Here is a 23,649-nt window from a genome sequence, read left to right as displayed (position 1 = left end):
GTAATATACTAATTATTTGAGCGTTCCAAAAAATATTTGGAAAATTTCAGCAATTCGGTTTCGTTGAAGGTTTGGGCAGATAGCTGTAAAGCTAACGGTAATCCGGCGGCATTATTGCCCAGCGGTAGAGAAATTGCAGGTATCCCAGCAAGGGCAGCCTGAACAGTAAAAATATCTTCCAGGTACATCACAATCGGGTCTTTCATATTCTCGCCGATGTTAAAGGCAGGTGTTGGCGTAGTTGGCGAAAGGATAAAATCGTAATTGTGCAGTATCTCCACCGTTTTATCGCGTATCATACGGCGTATCTTTTGTGCCTTGGCGTAATAGGCATCATAATAACCTGAGCTCAGTACAAATGTACCCAGCATAATACGGCGTTTTACCTCTTTACCAAAGCCTTCGGAGCGCGATTTTTTATAGGTCGATTCCAGGTCGGTAGCGTTGGGGCTACGATAACCGTAGTGTACACCATCATACCGTGCCAGGTTTGATGACGCTTCGGCCATGGTTAAAATGTAGTAAGTAGGCACTACATAGTCCATGTATTTAAATGATACAGGCTCAACAGTATGCCCGTCGCGCTTTAGCTGTTCAATATTATCCAATAATAGTTTTTTGATCTCGGGATCAACGCCGGGGCTATCCAATGCTTCGCTGATGTATGCTATTCTTTTTTTACCACTAAAACTGAGGTCTTTTGAGTATTCGGGAACAGGGGCCTGGGCTACAGTGGCATCATATTCATCAGCACCGGCCATCACTTCTAACAGCAAAGCCACATCCTCTACCGATTTTGCCATAGGGCCAACCTGGTCGAACGAAGAGGCATATGCAATGATACCATGGCGCGATATACGGCCATAAGTTGGGCGCAAGCCTATAGACCCGCAAAAAGCAGATGGCTGCCTTACAGAGCCGCCTGTATCTGTACCAATGGCAGCATGGCACATACCGGCCTGAACAGCTACCGCTGCACCACCCGATGAGCCACCGGGAACTTTAGTTGTATCCAGGTAGTTTTTTACCGGGCCATAGTGCGAGGTTTCGTTAGAGCCGCCCATGGCAAACTCATCGCAATTGGTACGGCCTATCACAATTACATCTTCGGCCAGCAGGCGCTCAATAATTGTTGAAGAATATATGGAGGTAAAACCTTCCAATATTTTTGATGAGGCGCTTAATTTATGGCCTTTATAGCAAATGTTATCTTTAATGGCCAAAACCATACCGGCCAGCTTACCTGCTTTACCATTTTTTAATTTACTATCTATTTCGCTTGCGCGGGATAATGCTTCCTGATCAAAAACTTCGAGAAAGGCATTTAAATGACGATGCTGATCTATTTGCTGTAAATATGCTTCAACCAGCTTAACTACTGATGTTTTACCTTGTTGAATATCTGCCTGTATGGCCGATAAATTAGTGTACAATTCCGTCATGAGGAGCGAAAATAAAAAAACTTATTAAAGGATGGTTAAAAACCTGTCCTTAATAAAAATAAAATCCTACAAATATACTGGGATTAGTATGATAAAGTTTGATTTTTTATTCAACTGATAGTATTTGATGAATAATGGATAGAAAAAACGGTCATTGGATAAAGAGGTAAGTAAAAGTTGGTGGATTTATTGCGATTTGGGCGTTGCCTTTGGCCGGCCCTGCGTTGCAACTCCTCACTCAGTCCTAATCGGCCGGACTTCGCTCCGGGTTTTCCACTGCGATCCCTAACGCGGGATATTGGCCTTTAGATTAACATTCTTCTTAAATCCGACATCGAACATCCGACATCCGATATCAAAAATTAATTCTGAGCAAGCCAGCCGGCAGGGTCCATATAGGTTTCGCCTTTTAGCACTTCAAACTCAATTTCGGCATTGCCGGTAGCCGGGTCTGTTGCCGCGGTACCTATACTTTGCTTGGTTGATACCTTTTGCCCGCGCGATACCGATACCGATTTAAGGTTGGAATAGGCTGTAAAGTACCCCCCATGCCTTATCACTACGGTATAGGTTCCGCTCACATCCTGCACTATCAGCACTTCGCCATCAAAAACCGCTCTTACTGCCGCGCCTTCGTTAGTTTTTATACTTACGCCCTGGTTCTCATCCTTAATGCCGTTAATATACACCGTACCAAAGCGGCGGATATAATTACCGGCAGCAACAGGCCATGGCAAACGGCCACGGTTACCTAAAAAATCGTTAGATAATTTCGCGGCTTCCGGCGTTGCGGTCAAATAGTCGTTGGTTGATTTTGCAGGCTTGCGTACTACAGGGGCAACCGGTTTATTATCTGCTTTAGCTTTAGCGGCGGCGGCTTTCTCTTCGGCAGCTATCCTTGCTTCTTCCCTGCGCCTGGCTTCTTCTATCTCCCGGCGAATGGCGGCACTAATGGCCCTGTCTATCGCGGCTAATTTACGTTGTGTTTGGGCGGTTTCCTGCTTTACCTGTTTGGCATGTTTTGACAGATCGACAACTACCTGGGCTTGCTGATTCCTTTCTTTACCTAAAGTGGCCTTCTCTTTTTCCTGATCAACAAGCAGGCTGGTTTTTTGCTCTTTGTTTTTATCAAGCTCAACAATTTTATGGTTCAGGTCTTTTTGTGTGCCGGTAATGTACTCGGCCTGCCTTACCCTGTACGATCCTATTTGCTGCAGGTATTTAAGGCGCATATAGGCCTGGTTAAAATCTTTTGCTACAAAAATAAACATGAGCTTGTTGTAAGCACTTTGGTTGCGAAAAGCAAACAGCACCATAGCGGCATATTCTTTTTTCAATTGCACCAATTGCGATTGCAGGCTATGCACCTCGTTGGTATTGTCGGATATCTGGTTATCTAAAAGGCGGATATCCGAATCGATATTTTTAATTTTTTTGGTGCGGATCTCGATCTGTTCCTTAATAATATTAAGCTGCCTTATGGTCGATTTTTTATTATTTGAAGTTTCTTCCAGATCGCGGTTAAGCCTTTGCAACTGCTGGTTTAAGTTTTCGCGCTGCTTTTTCAATTCGTCGCTGCTTTGCGCAAATGCTTTGCAGGTACCCAATACGATAAACAGAAAAAAGAGGGCTTTAAAAAACTTCATCAAGCAAATATATTAGTTTACTGGCGAATATCGGGCGGGAATACTAAAAGGAAATTCAACAGGCAAATCAAAATCGGCTTTGGTGTAGTGTAGGTCAACTTTAATACTGCGTTCTTTTTCGGTAGAGCTTAACGTAACCTGCGATGGAACAATGCGCGTACCTACCTGTATAAATTGCGTATTTGCTATTTCGACAGCTTGCCCTGCGGCAGGGTTGGTCATGTTGGTTTGTGTAACCCGCAGATCGGGGCCGATGATCAGTTTATAAACCAGTTCCTGTAAAGTACCGCTTAATACCAGGTCACCGTTATCCGGTTTTAGCTCCGCATCATTGTTTAACAATTCGGGGATAGCATTGCCTATCAATGCAGATTCGAGGGTTTTGTAATTGATCTGGTTGCTGGTGTATTGGTAAATATAACTAAAAGGCTTTTTAAGGTAATTACTTTCCAACCGGTTCATTACACTTATACTATCGGGAGTAATAACGGCGCGTGCCACCTCAACACCCAAAATTGCTGTAACGGCTATCCATATCCCCTCCCCTTTTTTTATGCGGATAACCATGGTCACATTATTCTCTTTACCATCAATGGTCAGCTTAGCAGCAGCTTTCCCAGAAAAGGTATTAAAAACAGTTTGCTTTAATTTAATGGTGTTTATTTTATCTACTTTAAAATTATCAATCACATTACCGTTGGTAACAGGTGCTGTTATGGTTTGGGTTTTAACAAGCGCGGTATCTGCTTTGCGCTCTACCAATTGTTTTTTTGCCGCGCAGCTAAACAGCGCGAAAAGGCAACAGGCAAGGCATAGCTTATTCAACATATTTTTTTTCATTTATCTTACGGTCTAATTCAGCAGAGGAGCCGCCAAGTTGTTTCGCTTTTTTCCAGTTGTCCAGGGCATCATCGGCCTTGCCTAAAAAAAACAAGATATCGCCATAATGCTCCGTGGCTATGGCGCTTTTGTTTTTGCTGTTAGCAATGGCTTTTTCGATCCAGGTTTTTGCTTCGGCATATTTTTTTTGCCTGAATAATATCCAGGCATAAGTATCCTCGAACGAGGCATTATTTTTATCCAGATCGTTGGAGTGTTTTGACATTTGGGCAGCCTTATCCAAAGCCTCGCCCCGCAAGCTCAGGTAGTAGGCGTAGTTATTCAAGGTGTACACATTATCCGGGTTGTATTCGATAGATTTATCATAAGCCTCATCCGACTTTTTAAAATCTTTTATGCTATGGTAACAATCGCCAATTGCGGAGTAGGTTTGTGAAAGCAAATTCTTATCCTGGGTTTCTAAGGCAGGCACATTGTTCATGTAACCAAGGGCCTTATTATAATCTTTCTTTTGTATCCAGGCTATCCCGGCAAGGTAATTAAGCCAGGCCTGGTTAGGGAAAATTGAGAGTGCTTCGTTGGCATCTTTAATAGCCTCGTCCGTTTCGCCGCCTAACTCCAGGCGTACCAGTTGCTCCCAAACAGAGTAGTCCTGGTCATTTAACTTTACCGCCTTTTTAAATACTTTTTTTGCTTCGGGGTATTGCTCTGTTTCCAGCAGCATATTGCCGTACATGGCATAAGTGCGGGCATCATTGGGGTGGGTTACCGTTAATATCCGCGAAAGCTCCAAAGCACTTTCTTTAGCATTAACATCGGGAAATTTGGGTATATATCCCCTGATAATGTTCAATTTCTGTTCTATACTTAAATTGGGTATGGCAAAAGCAAGTTTAAGCTCGTTAAAGCTGGCCAAATAATCTTTTTTATCGCGATAAATATCGGCAAGAGCAAGGTGTACATGGTCGTTATCGGGATTTATCTTTTCAGCTTTCAATAAAATAGCGAGGGCCTTATCGCTCATTCCGTTCGAATTATATAATTCGGAAAGTAAAAGAGAATACCGCAATTGGGATGGATTTGCCTTTATCATGTTTTCCAGTTCGGCGGCTGCTTCGGTTACCTTACCTTGTTTAAGGTAAATTTTTTGCTTGCTTACCAATATGGCATCATTTAGCCCGCTGCTTTGCTGCAATTCGTTGTACAAGGCAAGCGCTTCATCATACTTTTTTTCGAGATAGAGTGCATTGGCTTTGTCAAATTTATATTCGGGGTTATCCGGCGACAGCCTGATGAGTTGGGTAAATACGTTTTCCAGTTTGGGAATATCATTACTCTTTTCGTAGCTGTTAGCTAAAGCGAGCCAGTAATACTCATTATCGGGCTTAACGGCTACGGCTTTCTCAAACAGGTCGCGGGCCGAAGTTTCATTATTTTGTGTGCGGCGTATCTTACCCAGCTCGTACATGGATGCATCGTTCTGCGGATCCATTTGTAAAATGCGGTTAAACATTTCGGCAGCAAGCGTGGTATTTTCCACCGTCTTCTCGCGCAAAGCAGAAAAGAAGAGCTGTGTTACAGCATTGCTATCCATTGCCGACATTGATTTGCCCACAATAGCAGCGGTTTTGTTAACCTCATCGGCCTTTTTCTTTTGTGCCGATGCGGATAAGCTTATGCTGATGCCTAATAACGATATGATGATAGCTCTATTCAAAATGTATTTTACTTGCCTGTATGCCCATAACCGCCATGCCCGCGCGATGTTTCTGATAATTCTTCCACCTCGTTCCAGTTTACGGTTTCGTGTTTGGCTACCACCATTTGTGCAATGCGGTCGCCGGTATTGATCTCGAAAGGTTCGGTTGATAAATTAATTAACAAAACCTTTACCTCGCCGCGGTAATCCGCGTCAATTGTCCCCGGCGAATTAACAATGCTGATACCATGCTTAAACGCTAAACCACTACGCGGCCGTATCTGCGCTTCAAAACCTACGGGCAACTCAATATGAAGGCCGGTTGGTACCAGTTTACGCTCCATGGGCTGCAATACCATAGTTGTTTCCAAATCGGCACGAAGGTCCATTCCTGCGGCATGGGCTGTTTCGTAAGCCGGTAAACTATTTTTAGACTTATTTATAATACGAATGTTCATTTCCTTTTTAAAATTAACATTAATTCTTTCCGCTCAGCAAAAAACGCAGCCAGCGCGAACAAGATCAATAAACCGTTGCCAATAAAAATATTGCGGTTAAATACATAGAATGATAAAATTACAATAACTATTGATGCAATGATGTATGTAACATTCTTTTTAACGTTGTATGGGATAGGATAGTTTTTTTGCCCCCACAGGTAGGATAATATCATCATGCTCGCATAAGCGATAAGCGACACCCATGCAGATGCCATATAGCTGTATTTAGGGATAAATATCCAGTTGAGTACAACAGTCAGTATGGCGCCAACGCCTGAAATATATAGCCCGTATTTGGTTTGATCGGATAGTTTATACCAAACGGAAAGATTCATGTAAATACCAAGACTTACGTAACCAAATAAAAGTGGTGGCACTACACCCAGGCCCGACCAATAAATAGCTTGCTGTGCCGGATTGCGGTTACTGATAAAGTATTTTAGTATCTCGATATTAGTAACCAGTGCTACAAAAATGAGGGCCACGGTAATTACAAAGTAGTTCATGATACGGGCATAGGTTTCGCCCGAGTTTTTGTTTTTAGCATGACTGAAAAAGAAAGGTTCTGCGCCAAGTCTGAAGGCTTGAACAAAGATGCTTAGGAACAACGAAATTTTTGCACACGCGCCATAAATACCCACTTGCTGATCGCTGATGGCTGCAGGTAACAGGTGTTTTAGCATTACTTTATCTAAATTCTCATTCAGGATGAACGAGATATTAGCTATTAAGATCGGCCAGCTGTAAAAGAGCATTTCTTTAAGCATTTTGCCATCAACACTAAATTTGAGCTTTAGTAATTCGGGCAGGAGCATTAAAAAGGTAATGATGCTGGCAATAAGGTTAGCATAAAATACATACCCTATCCATCCCGGCCGGAACCATTGCTGCATCCAGGCCCCGCCTGGCAGGTTATGACTGATAATGAATGGAACACCGTAAATAGCGAACAGGTTTAATCCTACGAAAAAGAGAATATTCAACAATTTTATGGTACCAAAACGAATAGGGCGCCCATCGGCACGCACTTTTGCAAACGGGATAACGCACAGTGCATCAACCACTAATATATAGATGAAGCATTTTACATAACTCACATAATCAGTAAAATTTGCCTGCGCATTATTGTTAATAATTTTAGACGCATCCTCGCCGCCGCGCATCCACTGGGCAATACCATCAACAAACAAAACGGTAAACAATAAAAAAACTACGGCCATTGATAGTATGGCAATAAATGAATTACTGTAAACTTTATCCTTATCTTTTTCGTGTTTGGTGAGGTAGCGAAAAAAGGTGGTTTCCATACCAAAAGAAAGTATGGCATTAAGCATTGATGCCCAACTGTACATATTGGTAAAGATGCCGTATATTTTGGCCGGGTATACCTTTACATAGATATAGGTTAAAATAAAATTTAACGACCGGGATAAAATGGTGCTTAGCCCGTATATGGCGGTTTGCCCTGCAAATTTTTTAGCTGTTGACAATGCTTATCTGTATGGTATTTTAAATTGCACCTTTACAGGTTGCGTTTTACAACTTCAAAATTACGATAGTTTCTGAGTTCGGCTTCATGGGTTTCAACAGCTTCTACAACGGCACCCGTAGGGCCGTCATTACACCAGTCTAAAAACAAAGGGATACTAAAATCATCGCCCTCGGCTTCAATATATACATCGCCGTTGGGTTCATTCTTAATAAAACCACGCACGCCAATCTGATCGGCAACTGCCTTTGTTGACATACGGAACGATACCCCCTGCACTTTGCCTTTAACAGTTATGTTGAGATGCTTTAACGCCATTATATTTTGTATAGTACTATATGTACAAATATAGGGCAGTTATCACATCAAAAGGAATCCTTTTTTACACAAGGGGCAAACTATAAACATCATAACCGGCTGCATATATTTGATATATAAAACATATCTTTATTATCATCGTTTTATTATAAACCTTTCAGAATGAAAACCATTATAAAAAGTATGTGCATGCTGGCATTATTATGCGCGGCATCGTTAAGCGGCATTGCTCAAAACACTAAAAAACAGCAACGGGAACAAAAAAAGATTGCCGATGTGAAAGAAATGGTAAATGCCGACAGCTACGTTTTTCACGCTAACTATGCTAACCCTATGCGTGGTGGTAATATCAACCTGACATCGGAATATGATGTGCGTATATCGCGCGATACTGTGATAGCTTACCTGCCTTATTATGGCCGCGCTTACCAGGCACCGATGGACCCGACGGATGGCGGCATACATTTTACATCTACAACTTTTACTTACAGCAAAACGGAAGGTAAAAAAGGCGGCTGGGATATCCTGTTTAAATTTACAAATACTAAGGGGACGGAGAAGATGTACCTTAACATAGGGGATGATGGATACGCCTCTTTGCAGGTAACCAGCGTTAACCGCGACCCTATCACTTTCCAGGGATACATTGCCAGAAAAAAATAGCCCCTGGCATAAACCACGCACGTATTTAAACGCAAAAATTGCGTATTTATACGTGTAGCTAATGTGGCCCGCAGCACCTTATGTTTGTAATGTAATATCCCCTTACAAACTATATATGCTGAACAAGATCATTGAAGCAGAACACAACCTGAACAATTTATTGCCGGCAACCCGTAAGCCAACGGCCAAGTTTTTAGCAGCGCAAACCGCATGGGCAAACCTGGTATGGGCCGAAGCCGAGCGACTGGGACCAATGCCCTTAACTGCCGAAGAATCGGTAATGGCCGATAAGCTTTCTATCAACCCTGTTTACATATGTGGTGTACAACGCAGCGGCACAACCCTATTAAGGGATCTTTTAGACAGCCACCCCGAGCTTTGCGTACTGCCATCAGAAGGAACATACTACACCAACCTCGAATCGAAATTATTAGTACTTGAGCAGGACAGGCAAATGGCTTTTTTAGTAAAAGAATGGTTATGTAAGCTTGCCGCCCCTGTTAACTATGCACCTTACTGGCTATTAGGCAAAAGCAGAGAGCAAAGCTCGCCTTATGTAGATTTTGCCCGGTACGTTATGGCCTGCTGGGCCATCAGCAATAATAAGCTGGTAGCAGTAATATTAGCCTATGCTGCCTGTACCGATAGCCTGAATGCAGGCTTTTGGGTTGATAAAACACCTGCAAACGAGCTTTTTTTAAGCAGGATATGGCATGATACACCACAGGCAAAAATTATACATGTAGTACGGGAAGCACCGGCAGTAATTGCATCGCGAAGGGTGATTGAACCTGGTGTAAGTACACGCAGTGTTTTAAAAGACATTAAATCATCCTATAAAATTGCTGCAGAACAGGTAGCGCTTAACGATCCACGGTATTTACTGATCCGTTACGAAGATATTTGCCATGACCCTGAAACGGTTACCCAACGTGTAAGAGAATTTTTAGGCATTAAAGACTCGCCACTGTTAAGCTGCCCTACTATTGCCGGTATATTATCGCAAGCCAACAGTTCATTTAATCATAACGCGAAACCCGGAAAGATACTTAAACCGCAGCAAGCCCCAAAAACAGAAGTACTTAGCATCTGCGAAAAGCAATTGATGGCTACATATGTTGGCAATATTGCAACCCAGTTTAACTACTCGTTTACCAAAGTGGGCTTAATGCGCGGGCTATATTTAAAGTTGAGGTACCTGATGTTTTAAGGCAGGCATTAATTCCGCACCCTGTCAACCTCTGCGCCTGCACCGCCGGTATCACGTTTTTTAGGGTTATCTTTTGATGAGCCAAAATTATAGGTAAAGCCTAACGTAACCGAACGGATAGCGAAATCATTATGGTAAGTGGCGGCCACGTTGGGGATATTGGTAATGTTACCCGCCGAAAAATTACCCCTGAATATATCGCGCCCGCTCAGTTTAATGCTGCCTTTATTGTTCAATATCTTTTTCTGGATACCCGCATTTATCTGCTGGCGCGAAATGTGCGTAAACTGCGCGCTGGCCGTTGGTGATAGGTAATAGTAAGTCAGCTCGGCACTCCAGCCATTAGCCAAATTGAATTGGTTGCTGTTGTTAATGTTGTAATATATTTTTTGAGTATTGAGGTAGGAATTATAGATCTGGCCCCTATCCCTGTTTGCTGTTAACTGGAGATATAAGTTAAAGTTCCACCATTTAAAAGGGCTCAGCGTAAGGTTGGTGTTGATATCATAATAAACACTTTCGCCCAGGTTTACACTGGTGGCTAAAAATACGTTCCCTTTTTGCACGTCGGATTCCGTTTGGTAATCGGTTATACGAACGTACTCGGCGGCTATCGAAAATATGCTTTTGTAGCTATACCCAAGCGAATAGTTTGATGAAAACTGCGGCCTTAAAAATGGGTTTCCCTCAAACTGGCTGTATTTATCTAAAATGGTTAAAAATGGGTTAAGATCCTGGTAATAGGGCCGGTCTATCCGCCTGCCGTAAGACAGTTTAAGTGTATTAGTCCCCGCGGTATCTAGTTTATACAGCACATATGCTGTTGGGAAAAGGTTAGTATAGCTTTGGGAGAATGCGGAGTCGGGGCGCTGCGCGTTCCCTAACTGGTGGCCTTTCAGGTTGGTATTTTCTAACCTCAAGCCGGCTTGCAGGCTAAACCTTTTATACTCTTTACTAAAATTAAAGTAAGCGGCGTTAACGTTTTCTTTATAAAAAAAACGGTTGGTCATGTTATAATCAACGGTAGCTACATTGTTTATTACATTAAAATAATTGGCGGCATTATCGGTGTTTACATAACCGGTTTTAAGGCCTGCCTCTATCTTGCCTTTACCTTGCAACGGCTGGGTATAATCGGTTTTAGCTGTATAAATATTTACATCGGTGGGCAGGTAATCTGTTATGTTTTGCGAACTGCCTAAGGTACCTGCACCGTTATAGGCACTGTTTAAAAATGACTGATCGCGGCGGGAATTATATTTGAGGTAATCTATATCGAAAGTAATGGCCTGCCCCTTCGTTTCAAACTGGTGACTGTAATTTAAATTGATGCCGCCATTGTAAAACCTGTTTTCGGTGGTGTTTACCGCTACGATGTTGGAATCGATATCGCCGATGCTGTTTTTTATCATGCTGTTCACCGGGTTAACATTATGGCCCGACGTATATGAACCGGTAAGTACCAAGCCCAAAGTAGTTTTTGGCGACAGGTAATAATCCATACCGGTTTTAAGGTTATGGTTATAGCTTACCGGGTGAAAGTAAGCCAACTCGGTGTAACTTGAGGCCATGGCGCCTGCCGGGTCAAAATACGTGCGCCCCACATCCAAACGGCGGTAGTTATTCTGGATACCGTAACCCAGATTGGCAAAAAAGTTAACCTGGTTTACATGGTAGTTCAGGTTAATACTTTCCAGCGTGCGCCAGTACGCGGCTCTGCCAACGCTAATGGCAGCGCTACCATTAAAGCCCTTGGTTTTTGATTTTTTTGTTTTAATGTTGATAACGCCCGCATTGCCCGATGCATCGTATTTTGCAGGTGGGTTAGTCATCAACTCGATCTGATCGAGCATTGACGCCGGGAGCGATTTAAGGTAATTGGCCAGATTTTCGCCTTCCAGGTAAGTGGGTTTATCATCTATCATCACCATTACGCCGGATTTACCTTTGAAGGAGATATTGCCGTTATCATCAACAGTAACACCGGGTGTTTTTTCTAAAACTTCCAGCGCTGTTGAGCCTGTATTGCTGATGAGGGCGTTAACGTTTACTACCGTGCGGTCTATCTTTTGCTCTACAAAATTCTTTTGCCCGGCAATCTCAACTTGTTTTAATGCCTTGCTTGTCGCCGATAGGGTAATAGAAGGTAGCTTAACCACTTGTTGACTAAAGTTAAATGTCGTACCCTTAAAATTACGATAGCCCACGGAAGTGACGACCATTCTATAATCGCCATTCTTTACATCCGCGAAAGCGAAGCTACCATCAGGCTCGGTAAGCATGGTTTTTAATGTTGCCGAATCTTTGGCATTTGTTAGCATAACTGTAGCCGCATCAACAGGCTTTTTAGCCTCATCCAACACATAACCGGTTATTTTGGCTGCCTGTTGTGTTTGCGCGGATGCTGATAACAGGGCAAAGCAAGCCCAGATGGTTAAAAAAACCACAATACTGTTTTTCATAAGGATGAGGTGATGTTATTAGATATTAACCACAGGGAGGTGGAAGAAATACACAGGGGGCATAGCGTTATGCTATATCATTGCCCCCAGGTGTATGCTGTGGTTGGAGTTTTATTTTGCTTTTTTGATGTAGATGCTGCCGTTCATGGTTTTCATCATGATCTCGGGGCCTCCGCCGTCAATTTTACCGTAAACCCATTCGTCCATAGTTAGGCGGTACATACCATCTTTAACTGTTTTAGTTACTTTAGGTGCCGATTTATCGGTTACCATATCAAAGTCGGTATAGATGTTTTCCCTGTCTGATTTCAATTTAAAATTAGCCTTTAAATTGGCCGGAAAAGTTACGTTAATGTTCCCGTTAAGGGTAGAGAATGCCATTGCTGCTTTAGGATCAACTGATTTGAAGAACACCTTTATCCCGCCATTAACGGTATTGGCTACCACCGAACCAGTAACGTTTTCCATGTTGATGGCACCGTTTATATTGCTTACTTCAAAATCGCCGTTTACATTATTTACAGATATATGGCCGTTGTTTATGGTAGCAAGTTTCATATGGGCGTTGCTTTGCGGAACTTTTATATTCAACACAACGGCCTTCATCGGGCTGCCCGAATTTATGCTTACTGTATTGTTTTTTTCTTTGGCGGTAACGTCCAGGTTATCGCCGCCGGTTATACGGTGCATTCCATTGTGGTCGCCCCTGTCACGGTCATCATTTTTACGTTTATCGCCACCTACTTCAACTATAATATCCTTACCATCATAACCGGTAATGTTTATGGTACCGCTTACCAGGTCGATATTTAATTTATAAGGTTTACCCGGATCGCTCAACGGTACCACCAACTGCTCCTGCGCCATTAGTTTTACTGATAACACCATGGCTATCATTAATATGGCTGTAAATTTTATCGTTTTCATTGTTCTATTAATTAAGATTGTTTTTTGATGTATATGTTCCCGTTAAGGGTTTCAAATTTAAAGAGTTTGCCACCCGCCCCTACACGTACCTGGGTGTTTTTGTTAAGTTTATATGTTGTACCGTTAGCTTTTTTATCCTGTGTTTTTGTTACTTGTGTAGGCAACGCTTCCACCTCGTCAAAATCGGTATAGAATTTACCGTTCATGCTTTTGAATTGCATATCGGCCGAGAGATTTTTGGGAAAGGTAATTTCCATTTTACCGTTTATGGTATAGTACTTACAGGTATCAGTTGGGATAGCCAGGTAATTTACCGTTACCGGGCCGTTTACGGTATGAATATCGCTAACACCCTTGGCGTTGGCAATGGTTATGCCGCCATTAATGTTGTTTACTTTTAATTTGCCGTATACATCCTTCACATCAATGGTACCGTTATTAATAGTTGATACGCGCAGGTTAATGTTGTTGGGCACTTTTACCACATAATCAAGCTTAACGGTGTAATTGATGTGCCTGTTATCTTCGTTATTTCTCCAGTTGATGTGCGGGCGGCTATCATAAGGGGCGGCTACATATGCTATCACGCTATCCTTGCTTTGGCTGAAACCCATTTTAAAATCGCGCTTGCCGGCGGCCAGGTCGCCCTCGTTATCGCTTTTGATGGTTTCATCAATTTCGATGATGACCTCGTTGCCGTTGTAACCCTCTACCCTTATCGAACCAAATACATTATATATGGCCAATACGCTGGCGGATGCAGTTTGCTGCAAGGTAAATTGCTTGCTGATGTGTGTTTTAAACTCCTGCGCTGTGGCGGTAATTTGGGCAAGGCACAGCCCGCATCCCACTACAAGCGGGATCAATAGTTTGTGTGTGTTCATATCTTTATGTGTTTAAATTAACTTGCTGATGGTTTTACTGATCTTTTGTTTTACGCCCTTATCCAGGTTCTTCTGCTTCAATAATTCCCTGAATGAACCTACCGAACTTTTCTCCTGTAGTTTGAGCATTACATCGGCAATGGCGGATTGCAGCAGCGGAGAATCCTGCTGACTGATGGATTGCACCAGGCCCTGCCTTACTTCGGGGTGATTGGCTAATCCTGCCAAAGCATCCAGCGTGCTCAGGCGCACATTTACGTTCGGGTCGTTGTTTAGCGTGGCGAACAGCGCGTCTATTACCTCTTTATCAGCATGTTTGATCTCGCTGGTATAGCTTACCCCACGGATACGTTCGGAGGCGGATGGATTTTCCAACAGCGAAAGCATTACGCTTTGTTTTAACTCGTGCACCTCGGCGGCTAAGGTTTTCATTTTTTCGCTGTCGGCATTCTTGTTACCGTTCAAAAACCAAAACCCTGCCGATAAGCCAACTACCAATATGGCAAGGTTATATGCCATTGGCCAGCGCGGCTGCCATTGCCATAATTGCTGCCATTGGCCTTTCAGTTTATCCCAAACGCTTACCTCTTCGGTTACCGATGCCTTGTAGTTGGCCAGCATGGCGTTAAACCTCATCGGCATGTCGGCAGATGGCTCGGGGATAGTTACCTCGCCCAGCACATCCCAAACCTGCTGAAAAGCCTTTAACTCTTTGGCGCAGGCCGGGCAGGCCGCTATATGCTGCTCAAACGCTGCTTTATCGGCAGCGGGTAATTGTTTGTTTATATAATCTGTAAACAGATCCTGGTATTGCTCACACTTCATCTTCGTACTGTTTAGCTTTCCATTTTTGTGTAAATACTCTTTAACTCCTGCATGGCCCGGTGCACACGTACTTTAACGGCGCCTTCGGTCATGTTCAATATTTCAGCAATTTCCTGGTGTTTCAATTCCTGGAAACGGCTCATCGTCAGTATTTCGCGCTGCTCGTCGCTCAGCTTTTCCATGGCTTTGTGTAAACCACGGGCAGCTTCTTTTTTGTCGTACATATCGCCGGTGTGCACACCGCCTGGTAATATGTCGGATATGTTGTCAACATCATCATGCAACTGGGCACGTTTCATTTTTTTATACTCATCCTTTAACACGTTACGGGCCACGGTATACATCCAGTGTACAAACTCGCCAGTGCCGGTAAAGCTGTTGCGGTACTTGAGCATTTTATAAAAGGTATGCTGTACCATATCTTCTGCCAGTTCCTTCTTATACGTCATGTGGAACAGGAAACCATACAGCTGGCGATGGTAGCGCTCAAAAAGCAGCCCCATGCGGTCCAGGTCGCCCTCTTTCACTTTCAGCATAATTGCATTGTCGGTCAGCATTTTTTGTTATTGTGATGTGCTTAAGTTGTTATCTGTGATTGGAAACCTGCACTTTTTAAAATGGTTACAGGAAATTTAAGAATTTTTTTGGGGATGGGGGAATAACACCCGTTAAAAAGAAATTCAGTATATTGCCTTTACAAATCAACCTGACCAAATGAATTGTAAAAGCTGCGGTAATACCCACCAGGAAAATTTTTGCCCTAATTGCGGCGAGAAAAAATTTCATCCCGGCCAACTGTCGTTAAAGCACTTTGTAGAGGAAACCTTTGAGGGCTTTATCCATTTTGACAGCAAGTTTTTTTACACCCTCAAAACGCTTATAACAAAGCCCGGGCAGTTAAGCCTTGACTATGCCGAAGGCCGGCGTATCCGCAGTATGCGGCCCGTACAATTCTTTTTGATAATAAACCTGTTATTCTTCTTTTTGATCATGGGGCATAACCTGTATAGCCTAAGCCTGGATAATTACATTAGTTACCGGCCATTTACCAATTATAATACCCGGCAAATTATTAAGGAGAAACTGGCTGAAAGTAAAACTACAACGAACGAATACAAGCACCTGTTTAACGAAAAGATCACCACCGAATCCAAAGAGTTTATTTTTCTGTTCATACCGTTTTACGGCTTTATATTTTACCTTTTGTTTTTTTGGAAACAGAAATATTTTACTACCCACCTTTCCTTCGCGGCGCATTTTATTTCGTTTGTATTGTTATGGAACCTGGTGTCGTTCTGGCTCATTACTGTTCCGTTCTATCTCATCACAAAGGTATCCTACTCGGAAGATTTTGATTCGCTCGTTAGCCTGCTCACGGCTATTATCATTGCAACTTACGTAGCTATTGCCATACGGCGATTTTACAAGCCACATACTTTCGTCGCCGTTTTAGTGGCTCTTGGAATTGGCGCCACTTATTTTAGTTTCATACAATACTACCGCATGGCGCTGTTCTTCAAAATTGTTTATTGGTCGTAACTTTTTGGGTAAAATGTTCGTCTGATGCTTATTAGTAAAGCGTAAGGTTAAGGCTTAGGTATGCGGTATTCAAGTAAGAATATTTTTATATTTACCATAAAGCCTTAATTGATAGCATTTTAACCAACCCTTATCACACAATGAAAAAAGTAAAAAAGATCATGCCCTATGTGGTTGTGACCGTGCTGTTGCTGATTGTAGTAGCAATGGCCTATGTAAGCTGGGCGTTACCCAATGTTGGAAAGCCCGAAGAATTAAAAGTTGACATTACACCTGCGCGGGTGGCACATGGTAAATACCTGGCCATGCACGTAAATGTATGTATTGACTGCCACAGTACCCGCGACTGGACGATATTTGCGGCACCCATTGACACCACGCAGCAGGGCGGGGGCGGCGAATTATTTGACGCGTCTGCCGGTTTCCCGGGAAAGGTTTACTCATCAAACATTACCCCCGGCAACCTGAAGAACTGGACCGATGGCGAAATATTGCGGGCCTTTACCTGCGGGGTTAAAAAAGATGGTTCGGCCATATTCCCGCTGATGCCCTGGCCGTATTACAGTAAGATGGACCGCGAAGATGCTTACGATATTATAGCCTATATCCGCAGCCTTGCACCACAGGAAAAATCGTATGAAAAGCGCAAGTTGGATTTCCCGCTAAACTTCATCGTAAATACCATGCCGGCGAAAGCCACTTTTGGCAAACGCCCCGCCGAAAGCGATACGGTAAAATATGGTGAGTACCTGGTGCAAAACGCGGCTTGCCGCGAGTGCCATACACAAAATGATAAAGGCACGCCTTTACCGGGAATGGACCTTGCCGGTGGTATGGAATTTAAACTACCAGGCATAACGGTACGCACCGCCAATATTACACCTGATAAAACCGACGGAATTGGCCAATGGACAAAAGAGCAGTTCGTTCAGGCTTTTAAAAAATATAAAGCTAAAGATTATAAACCCCAGGCAGTAGCACCCGGCGAGTTTCAAACAGTAATGCCATGGACCATGTATGCCGGTATGAAAGTGAGCGACCTGGAGGCAATTTACACTTACCTGAAAACCATTAAGCCGGTAAAGAACCAGGTAGTAAAGTTTGATAAACGCGCCGAAGCCGAATAGGCAAATTACGGTATTTACGCGCTAAATTGCGTATATTTGTATTGGCGATAGCACCGCTGTTTATGCGGTTGCTATTGCCATTTGTTATTTGAAAATATACCCACTTTTACCACCCTTGTAGTTTGGTTGATTGGTTGATTGAGTTTATTGGGTGAGTGGTTGGTTTTTTGAAACACCGACAAATACCACCCCTGTAATTTGGTTGATTGGTTGATTGAGTTTATTAAGTGAGTGGTTGGTATTGAGAATATACCTAATTTTACCACCCTTGTAATTTATTGATTGGTTGATTGAGTTTACCAGGTGAGGAGTTGGTTTCGAAAATATACCGACAAATACCCACTTTTACCCACCACCCTATTTACCCGGCTCCCAGCTATCGCGACCGGCAAAAATATTGGCGAGGGTGTATCGTTTAGCTTGGGCGGCTGTTAACTGGTGCGACCATGGTACCCGGCTTTTGGCATTGGCTCCCGGGCCAGTGCTTTGGTACTCGGCATAGTAAGCGGTTTTTTCCTTGTCTAAAAACATGTTGTCGCCTTTCCAGGGGTTCCAGCCTTCGGGCAGTATTTGAGGGCCCAGGTTGCAGCGGATGTAAACCGTTTTGGCATAAGAGCGCCAAGGGCGGCCAAGGTAAACCTTCTTAATTGTGGTGTCGGCTACTATCTTACAATCAAAAAACACGTAGCCATATTTTTGGCGCGATGTGGTTGACGCGGCAGTAGTATACGAGTTCATGAGGTTGCGGATGGTGCAGCTTTGGAAAACGCAGGTAGCCTCGCCGAAGATAAAATCGGTAGTGCCTTCAATGTAGCAGTCTTTGTAATACTGGCGGCTGGCCTCGTTACTTACGTAAAGGGTATCCTGGTTACCCAGTATGCGGCAGTTTTCGATGGTGCAGCGGTCGCCTTCAACATGGAGGGCGACGGCCTGGCCCACCCTGCCCGCGGTGTTTTGTATGGTGAGGTTTTTAGCCACAAAATCGCTACCCTGAACCAGTATGGTGTAGCTGTTGAACGTGGTAAATTTATCCCTGCCATATATATCCTTACCACCCGGAACAGCTTTGCCTGAGTAATCATCGTTGGTGATGATGGTATTATCTTTATCCTCGCCTTCGAGCGTGACCTGGGTTTTAAAGGTGCCGATCACCAATTTTTCATGGTAGGTACCTTTTTTGATATGGATGGTAACCCGCTGGCCAAAATCGCGCACGGAGTTTACGGCCTCCTGTATGGTTTTGTAGTTGCCGCTGCCATCCAGGGCAACAGTAATATCTTTAGGATAGCCGGGTACCTGCGAGAATACGCAGGCCGAGATCAATACAAGTAAGGTAATGATGGATAATCTTGCTTTCATAATTTAAGTTTTGACAAACCGCAATCGGTTACATTGCGGTTGTCAAAACTAATAAAATAGATAGCAATTGTAAATAGCTTATTTATTTATCTGAACAGAGCTATCGTTAATAACAAAAGGATGGTTTTGCAGCATACGGTAAATTTCGGCACCGGCCAGTAATACCGGGCCATAGCCATGCGCGGCATAGTTATTTACGGGCCTGTAATAGTAAAAGGCGGGATCGAAACCCATGCCTGTACCAACGCAGGTGCCTTCTACCTGTCCGCCGGCATTTACCTTGGTGCTAACGGCATTCCAGGCTAATAGGGCAGCAGGGCCGTAAGCTTTGGCATCTAACCAGCCTTTGTTAACGGCACGGGCAAAGCAGTAGGCATAAATGGCTGTAGCGGATGTTTCGAGGTAAGAGTCGTTCCTGTCAAGTAATTGGTGCCAGAAACCTGTGCCATCCTGGCGTTGCGCCAGGCCTGCGGCATGTTTTTTAAGCATGGCCAATATGGTTGCCCTTCCGGGATGATTTGCAGGCAGGGCATCCAGCAGTTCGATTTTGGTGAGGATGGCCCAACCATTGGCACGTGCCCAGTGGAACTGCGGGTGCGGGTCCATATCCTGAACCCAGCCGTGCATATACAGGCCGCGCTCGTTATTGAACATGCGTTTTGAGAAAAGACTGTATTGCTTAACCGCTTCGTCGAAGTATTTTTTGTCGCCGGTTAACGCGCCCATTTGTACAATAGCGGGTAAGCTCATGTACAGGTCATCCAACCACAAGGTATTTGGTTGCGGGCGGTTACGGGCCAGCGTACCATCAGTTAAACGGAACTGTTTGGTGAGGATAAAGTTGATAGCATTATCAATAACCGGCCTTAGCAACGTTTTGGAAGCGCCCGCGCGTTCGGCTTTGATGAAGGACGCGGTAATGGAACCGCAATCGTCCAGCGCTTGCGGGTTAAGTATAGAGTTTACCGGTGTTTTAGCGCCCGGCGAGGTCTTAAGGTAGTTTTTATAGGCGGCGACCGCATTACCTATAAACTCTACACGCTTCATGGTGTAGTCTGTATATTTAGCATCGCCGGTGGCGGCGCCTGCTTCCAGCATACCGGTGTAGGTTACCCCCCACTCGTAGCTGAGCAGCCTGAAATCGCCGGGCATAAAAATGCTGTTGGAGTTGGCTTTGCTAAGATCGGTAATGGGTTCTTTACCGGTTTGATCGATCAGTTGGTAAGGCGTGGTGGTATCCAGGTAATGATAAACCTTATCCAGGACCGCTTTTACGTCGGCCTGTTTTGTTTCTCCGTAAGGGGTTACGTAGGCAGGCTTCATCAGGTGCAGCGGCGTGGTAACATCGTTACTTTTTGCAGTTGTAGTTTGCGCCAACAGGGTTTGAGGCAATTGGGCCAATAGCAGTGCAAAGCCTGCCGTAACATACCCTAAACGGGCACAACGCTTGTGTGTTTTAGCAAATGATCTCATTAAAAAATGTATAGCTACCGGACTATTCATCCCGATAAGGTTGTACAATGAATTGGTTATACACAAAGCTAACAGAAGTTTTGAAAGTTAGCATCCTATACTGTTATGAAACAAAAAAAGGGCGGATAGCCGCCCCTTTTAATCAATCTTTTAGCAAATATTATTTTGCCGAATAGGTTATTTTAAATATCGTGCCTTTGCTATCATCGGTTACATATAAAGAACCATCCGATCCTAATGCAAGGCCACATGGGCGGCGGTCGGCCCGTCCGGATGCTACTTTTTCGGGAGTTCCTGCAAAGTTATCTGCAAACACTTCCCAATCACCTGCGGGCTTACCATTTTTAAAAGGCTGGAATACCACAAAGTAACCTGCCTGAGGCTCAGGCGAGCGGTTCCATGAACCATGGAAAGCTACGAAAGCTCCGTTCTTATATTTCTCGGGGAATTGATTGCCGGTATAAAACAACAAGCCGTTTGGCGCAAGGTGGCCGGGGAAAGCAACAACAGGATCGATAAAATTGCCCACGGCTTCTTTTTTGCCATCGCCACCATATTCGGGAGCCATGATCTTTTTGTGCTGGTTCTGATCGTAGTACATATACGGCCAGCCTGCGTTATCGCCTTTTTTCAGTGCATACATACACTCGGCAGGTAACAGCGCAGATTCTTTTACGGTAAACATATCCGGGAAGATATCGTGCAGCTGATCGCGGCCATGCTGCATTACAAAGAGCTGGTTGAGTTGCTGATTCCAGTCAAGGCCCACCACGTTTCTTAAGCCTGTAGTATATCGCACACCATCTTTGTAGGTCTGGTTCGGCTTATCGGCTTTAAACTGCCATATTCCGCCTGCAGAATCCAAAATAGGGCAACCTTTTACGCCCATTGAGCCCTTTTGACGATCGTGCTCCTGGCATGAATTGGAGTAAGCGCCAATGTTTACATAAATATTGCCTGCGTTATCCAGAACGATAGATTTGGTTTCGTGCTCCCTTCCCATTTTTAATCCTGTAATAATTTTTTCGGGTGCGGCAGGGTTGATCACTTCATTTTTATCATCCAGTTTATACCTGAAAACTTCCTGGTTTGACGAAGTGTACAGGTAACCATTTTTAAGATACACACCAGTGCCGCCATAATTTCCGAAACCCGATTTTAAGGTGGCCTTGCCTGTTGCATCCTCCTGCAATACTAAAACACCTTTACCATCTTTAGTTGGCCTGGCCAGCTTTACATAGATGAGGCCATTTGGTGTAACTACAATATGCCTTGCCCTGGTACCGGTTTCGGCAACTACGCTAAAGTTAAAACCTGCCGGAACTTTCAAGGCAGGCACTGGTAACGGCGCCGGGGCTGTTTGTGCAAATGCGGTAAGCAATGGCAATGCAAGTATTGCTGCAGCAGATGTAATTTTTTTTAAGTAACTATTCATTGGTTTTATTTGGTTTTACAAGTATAAGAAACGTTCTTACTGGTAACTCGTTCTTTTCATACGGTTATAAACTACCAAGTTAGCTTTATTAATGATACGCCCTGCCTTGGTAACAAAATATTGACATCGAGCGTACCATTGTTCACCGTAGCTTTTGCAGGGATGCCCATGGTTTGCAATTGCCCGGCTTTTTCAAGGGTCGCTACTTGCTCAGCTGTTGGTTTTAACGGCGATCCCATTTTTTTCCATACTTCGTAAGAGTTGCTGTGCTCGGCATCAATACGGTAATGGGTAATGGTAACCGCTTTAGCTTGCACATTGCTGATAGATAGTTTAATGGGTTCAGGTGTTCCTACCTTATCTTCGTCATGATAGTTCCATACCATTACCGAGGCCGATTTTTTATCTTTTGATGCCAGCACGCCTACATCTGTTTGCGCACCACGAACGCTCGAATCTAAAACAGTTTTAAGCGGGTACATGCGGTTACTGGTGGCTGTCATCCGTTCGCCGGTCATCATGCCATACATCCTGAATACATTCAACACCGGTTTATCAACACCGTTTGTTGCCAGATCGCGGAAGCCGTAAAACCAGGGCTGATCTTCAAACTCGAACGACCAGGATACCGCGCCTGTGAGGTTTGCTTTATACTGATCGGCCAGCTCATATTTTCGCGCGAAAGCGGCGGCAGTATAGCTGGAATACATGGTACCGTTACGATACGCGTTTTGCGGATTGGTCGCCATACCGCAGGCGGCACAACCTTCGGGGTCAGATTCGCCAATGATGATCGGCAGATTCTTCACTTCGGGGAAAGAGCCTATCACTTTAAAGTTATTGGCAATATCACGCAGTTGCCTGCGCACATCCATCCTTACCATATTATTGGCTAATTGAGGCGAGCCCTTGGCGTGGAAGAGTATGGCATCAAGCGGTGCACCTATTTTACCGGTAACTGCATTGGTATCGGTTAAACAATGTTTAATAAAATCGTGCAGAAACTTCATACCACCACCGGTAACATCCGCTCCGCCTATGCGGGCTGTGGGTAACGCGCGCTTTACCGCGTCAGATGAGTAATCGTACAGTTTAAAAAACTCCTTTGGCGTGCCTTTCCAGTATCCACCATTTGGCTCGTTCCATAGTTCCCAATACCAGCTCTCCACTTCTTTTTTCCCATAACGCTCAACACTATGCTTTACCCATTGGTAAACCAGCTCGCCCCATTTTTTATAATCTTTTGGCGGGTAGGCCCATCCGGTGTAAATATCGTTGTAATTATCGCCGGGTTTCCAATGGTGGCGATAGGGCTGCGGGTGGCTGGATAAGGCTTCAGGCATAAACCCAATTTGTGCCAGGGGTTTCATTCCGCGTTTAACGTAAGTATCAAAAATGCTGTCTATTATTTTCCAGCTGTATACCGGGTTACCATTGGCATCTTCAGTATAAGCATTGGTTGACCCCCATTTTAATGCGGCTACGCCATCACCGGTTACCAATAAACTGTGTGTACGCACGTAAACTGGTACAGGGCTCATGGCCGATATTTCGGATAAGAGTTTTTTGCCGTCCTTCATGTAAGTATAGTTTGGCTCATCGTACCCAAACCAGGCCCAAATGGGTTTCATTGGCGCTATCGGTTTGGCCATATCTACAGATACCTGCACAGGGGATAATAGCTGGGCATTCGCGCTGTTATAACAGGCAAATACTATTAATAAAAGCTGCAAAATATTACAGAATAGCTTTTTCATATTTAGTTTAATTGGTTTTATGTTTATTTGGAAACGGTTTGCTAAACTATAAAA

At 43.9% G+C, this 23,649-nt stretch carries 20 protein-coding genes; 4 read left to right on the top strand and 16 right to left on the bottom strand.

Going from position 1 to position 23,649, the window contains the following annotated elements; all coding sequences use genetic code 11:
• Positions 1–8: 8 nt before the first annotated feature.
• The 7 genes from gatA to KXQ82_RS03120 form a co-directional block, all read right to left on the bottom strand.
• Entirely contained in the window at positions 9–1,442 is a 1,434-nt protein-coding gene (gatA, locus tag KXQ82_RS03150) for an Asp-tRNA(Asn)/Glu-tRNA(Gln) amidotransferase subunit GatA (RefSeq protein WP_219486667.1), read from the bottom strand.
• 362 nt (positions 1,443–1,804) lie between these two features.
• Entirely contained in the window at positions 1,805–3,088 is a 1,284-nt protein-coding gene (locus tag KXQ82_RS03145; protein WP_219486664.1) for a murein hydrolase activator EnvC family protein, read from the bottom strand.
• Between the two features lie 12 nt (positions 3,089–3,100).
• Positions 3,101–3,928: a lipoprotein insertase outer membrane protein LolB1 gene (gene lolB1, locus KXQ82_RS03140; RefSeq protein WP_219486663.1), complete on the bottom strand. Its 828-nt coding sequence runs from the start codon at positions 3,926–3,928 to the stop codon at positions 3,101–3,103.
• Positions 3,906–5,645, bottom strand: coding sequence for a tetratricopeptide repeat protein (locus KXQ82_RS03135; protein ID WP_219486660.1), 1,740 nt, complete (start codon positions 5,643–5,645; stop codon positions 3,906–3,908). Before KXQ82_RS03135 ends, lolB1 begins: the two co-directional genes overlap by 23 nt.
• Positions 5,646–5,653: 8 nt before the next feature.
• On the bottom strand, positions 5,654–6,085 hold the full coding sequence (gene dut / locus KXQ82_RS03130) for a dUTP diphosphatase (RefSeq protein WP_219486659.1): 432 nt from the start codon (positions 6,083–6,085) through the stop codon (positions 5,654–5,656).
• On the bottom strand, positions 6,082–7,617 hold the full coding sequence (locus tag KXQ82_RS03125; RefSeq protein WP_219486657.1) for an oligosaccharide flippase family protein: 1,536 nt from the start codon (positions 7,615–7,617) through the stop codon (positions 6,082–6,084). The genes dut and KXQ82_RS03125 overlap by 4 nt, the downstream gene beginning before the upstream one ends.
• Before the next feature lie 32 nt (positions 7,618–7,649).
• Positions 7,650–7,934, bottom strand: coding sequence for an acylphosphatase (locus KXQ82_RS03120; RefSeq protein ID WP_219486655.1), 285 nt, complete (start codon positions 7,932–7,934; stop codon positions 7,650–7,652).
• A gap of 162 nt (positions 7,935–8,096) precedes the next feature.
• On the opposite strand from KXQ82_RS03120, the gene KXQ82_RS03115 reads away from it, so the two are divergent.
• Both KXQ82_RS03115 and KXQ82_RS03110 read left to right on the top strand, forming a co-directional pair.
• The gene (locus KXQ82_RS03115) at positions 8,097–8,597 is read left to right on the top strand and encodes a DUF4251 domain-containing protein (RefSeq protein WP_219486653.1); all 501 of its coding nucleotides are present in this window, start codon (positions 8,097–8,099) and stop codon (positions 8,595–8,597) included.
• Positions 8,598–8,712: 115 nt separating this feature from the next.
• Entirely contained in the window at positions 8,713–9,807 is a 1,095-nt protein-coding gene (locus tag KXQ82_RS03110; protein ID WP_219486651.1) for a sulfotransferase family protein, read from the top strand.
• 8 nt (positions 9,808–9,815) lie between these two features.
• On the opposite strand, the gene KXQ82_RS03105 is transcribed toward KXQ82_RS03110, so the two are convergent.
• The 5 genes from KXQ82_RS03105 to KXQ82_RS03085 form a co-directional block, all read right to left on the bottom strand.
• Positions 9,816–12,269, bottom strand: a complete 2,454-nt coding sequence (locus KXQ82_RS03105) for a TonB-dependent receptor (protein ID WP_219486650.1) — start codon at positions 12,267–12,269, stop codon at positions 9,816–9,818.
• A 111-nt stretch (positions 12,270–12,380) separates the two neighbouring features.
• On the bottom strand, positions 12,381–13,196 hold the full coding sequence (locus KXQ82_RS03100) for a DUF4097 family beta strand repeat-containing protein (RefSeq protein WP_219486648.1): 816 nt from the start codon (positions 13,194–13,196) through the stop codon (positions 12,381–12,383).
• Between the two features lie 11 nt (positions 13,197–13,207).
• The gene (locus KXQ82_RS03095; protein ID WP_219486646.1) at positions 13,208–14,080 is read right to left on the bottom strand and encodes a DUF4097 family beta strand repeat-containing protein; all 873 of its coding nucleotides are present in this window, start codon (positions 14,078–14,080) and stop codon (positions 13,208–13,210) included.
• Positions 14,081–14,092: 12 nt separating this feature from the next.
• Positions 14,093–14,905, bottom strand: a complete 813-nt coding sequence (locus tag KXQ82_RS03090; protein WP_219486645.1) for a zf-HC2 domain-containing protein — start codon at positions 14,903–14,905, stop codon at positions 14,093–14,095.
• 11 nt (positions 14,906–14,916) lie between these two features.
• Positions 14,917–15,462 carry an RNA polymerase sigma factor gene (locus KXQ82_RS03085; RefSeq protein WP_219486644.1) on the bottom strand — a complete coding sequence of 182 codons (546 nt, stop codon included), beginning with the start codon at positions 15,460–15,462 and terminating at the stop codon, positions 14,917–14,919.
• Between the two features lie 157 nt (positions 15,463–15,619).
• Here KXQ82_RS03085 and KXQ82_RS03080 point away from each other — a divergent pair, with 157 nt between their 5' ends.
• The gene (locus KXQ82_RS03080) at positions 15,620–16,444 is read left to right on the top strand and encodes a DUF3667 domain-containing protein (RefSeq protein ID WP_219486643.1); all 825 of its coding nucleotides are present in this window, start codon (positions 15,620–15,622) and stop codon (positions 16,442–16,444) included.
• A 140-nt stretch (positions 16,445–16,584) separates the two neighbouring features.
• Positions 16,585–17,571 (top strand): c-type cytochrome, encoded by a 987-nt coding sequence (locus KXQ82_RS03075; protein ID WP_219486642.1) that lies wholly within the window; start codon positions 16,585–16,587, stop codon positions 17,569–17,571.
• A 357-nt stretch (positions 17,572–17,928) separates the two neighbouring features.
• Here KXQ82_RS03075 and KXQ82_RS03070 read toward each other — a convergent pair whose 3' ends face one another.
• The 4 genes from KXQ82_RS03070 to KXQ82_RS03055 all read right to left on the bottom strand — a co-directional run bounded on the left by KXQ82_RS03070 (position 17,929) and on the right by KXQ82_RS03055 (position 23,595).
• Complete coding sequence (locus KXQ82_RS03070) at positions 17,929–18,930, bottom strand: pectinesterase family protein (protein ID WP_219486641.1); 1,002 nt, start codon at positions 18,928–18,930, stop codon at positions 17,929–17,931.
• A 78-nt stretch (positions 18,931–19,008) separates the two neighbouring features.
• On the bottom strand, positions 19,009–20,403 hold the full coding sequence (locus KXQ82_RS03065; protein ID WP_219486640.1) for a glycoside hydrolase family 88/105 protein: 1,395 nt from the start codon (positions 20,401–20,403) through the stop codon (positions 19,009–19,011).
• 160 nt (positions 20,404–20,563) lie between these two features.
• Positions 20,564–21,838 (bottom strand): PQQ-dependent sugar dehydrogenase, encoded by a 1,275-nt coding sequence (locus KXQ82_RS03060; protein ID WP_219486639.1) that lies wholly within the window; start codon positions 21,836–21,838, stop codon positions 20,564–20,566.
• 71 nt (positions 21,839–21,909) lie between these two features.
• Positions 21,910–23,595, bottom strand: coding sequence for a GH39 family glycosyl hydrolase (locus tag KXQ82_RS03055; protein ID WP_219486637.1), 1,686 nt, complete (start codon positions 23,593–23,595; stop codon positions 21,910–21,912).
• Between the last annotated feature and the right edge of the window lie 54 nt (positions 23,596–23,649).

The organism is Mucilaginibacter rivuli (assembly GCF_019391655.1).
In the GTDB taxonomy this organism is placed as follows: Bacteria; Bacteroidota; Bacteroidia; order Sphingobacteriales; family Sphingobacteriaceae; genus Mucilaginibacter; species Mucilaginibacter rivuli.
This window is presented reverse-complemented; position numbering and strand designations above follow the sequence as displayed.

Bases quoted from the DNA above. Each gene is read 5' to 3' on its own strand.
- KXQ82_RS03055 (WP_219486637.1), bottom strand. From the start codon at position 23,595: ATGAAAAAGCTATTCTGTAATATTTTGCAGCTTTTATTAATAGTATTT.
- KXQ82_RS03075 (WP_219486642.1), top strand. From the start codon at position 16,585: ATGAAAAAAGTAAAAAAGATCATGCCCTATGTGGTTGTGACCGTGCTG.
- KXQ82_RS03080 (WP_219486643.1), top strand. From the start codon at position 15,620: ATGAATTGTAAAAGCTGCGGTAATACCCACCAGGAAAATTTTTGCCCT.
- lolB1 (WP_219486663.1), bottom strand. From the start codon at position 3,928: ATGAAAAAAAATATGTTGAATAAGCTATGCCTTGCCTGTTGCCTTTTC.
- KXQ82_RS03115 (WP_219486653.1), top strand. From the start codon at position 8,097: ATGAAAACCATTATAAAAAGTATGTGCATGCTGGCATTATTATGCGCG.
- KXQ82_RS03085 (WP_219486644.1), bottom strand. From the start codon at position 15,462: ATGCTGACCGACAATGCAATTATGCTGAAAGTGAAAGAGGGCGACCTG.
- KXQ82_RS03095 (WP_219486646.1), bottom strand. From the start codon at position 14,080: ATGAACACACACAAACTATTGATCCCGCTTGTAGTGGGATGCGGGCTG.
- KXQ82_RS03145 (WP_219486664.1), bottom strand. From the start codon at position 3,088: ATGAAGTTTTTTAAAGCCCTCTTTTTTCTGTTTATCGTATTGGGTACC.
- KXQ82_RS03065 (WP_219486640.1), bottom strand. From the start codon at position 20,403: ATGAGATCATTTGCTAAAACACACAAGCGTTGTGCCCGTTTAGGGTAT.
- KXQ82_RS03105 (WP_219486650.1), bottom strand. From the start codon at position 12,269: ATGAAAAACAGTATTGTGGTTTTTTTAACCATCTGGGCTTGCTTTGCC.
- KXQ82_RS03110 (WP_219486651.1), top strand. From the start codon at position 8,713: ATGCTGAACAAGATCATTGAAGCAGAACACAACCTGAACAATTTATTG.
- gatA (WP_219486667.1), bottom strand. From the start codon at position 1,442: ATGACGGAATTGTACACTAATTTATCGGCCATACAGGCAGATATTCAA.
- KXQ82_RS03060 (WP_219486639.1), bottom strand. From the start codon at position 21,838: ATGAATAGTTACTTAAAAAAAATTACATCTGCTGCAGCAATACTTGCA.
- KXQ82_RS03100 (WP_219486648.1), bottom strand. From the start codon at position 13,196: ATGAAAACGATAAAATTTACAGCCATATTAATGATAGCCATGGTGTTA.
- KXQ82_RS03090 (WP_219486645.1), bottom strand. From the start codon at position 14,905: ATGAAGTGTGAGCAATACCAGGATCTGTTTACAGATTATATAAACAAA.
- KXQ82_RS03120 (WP_219486655.1), bottom strand. From the start codon at position 7,934: ATGGCGTTAAAGCATCTCAACATAACTGTTAAAGGCAAAGTGCAGGGG.
- KXQ82_RS03070 (WP_219486641.1), bottom strand. From the start codon at position 18,930: ATGAAAGCAAGATTATCCATCATTACCTTACTTGTATTGATCTCGGCC.
- dut (WP_219486659.1), bottom strand. From the start codon at position 6,085: ATGAACATTCGTATTATAAATAAGTCTAAAAATAGTTTACCGGCTTAC.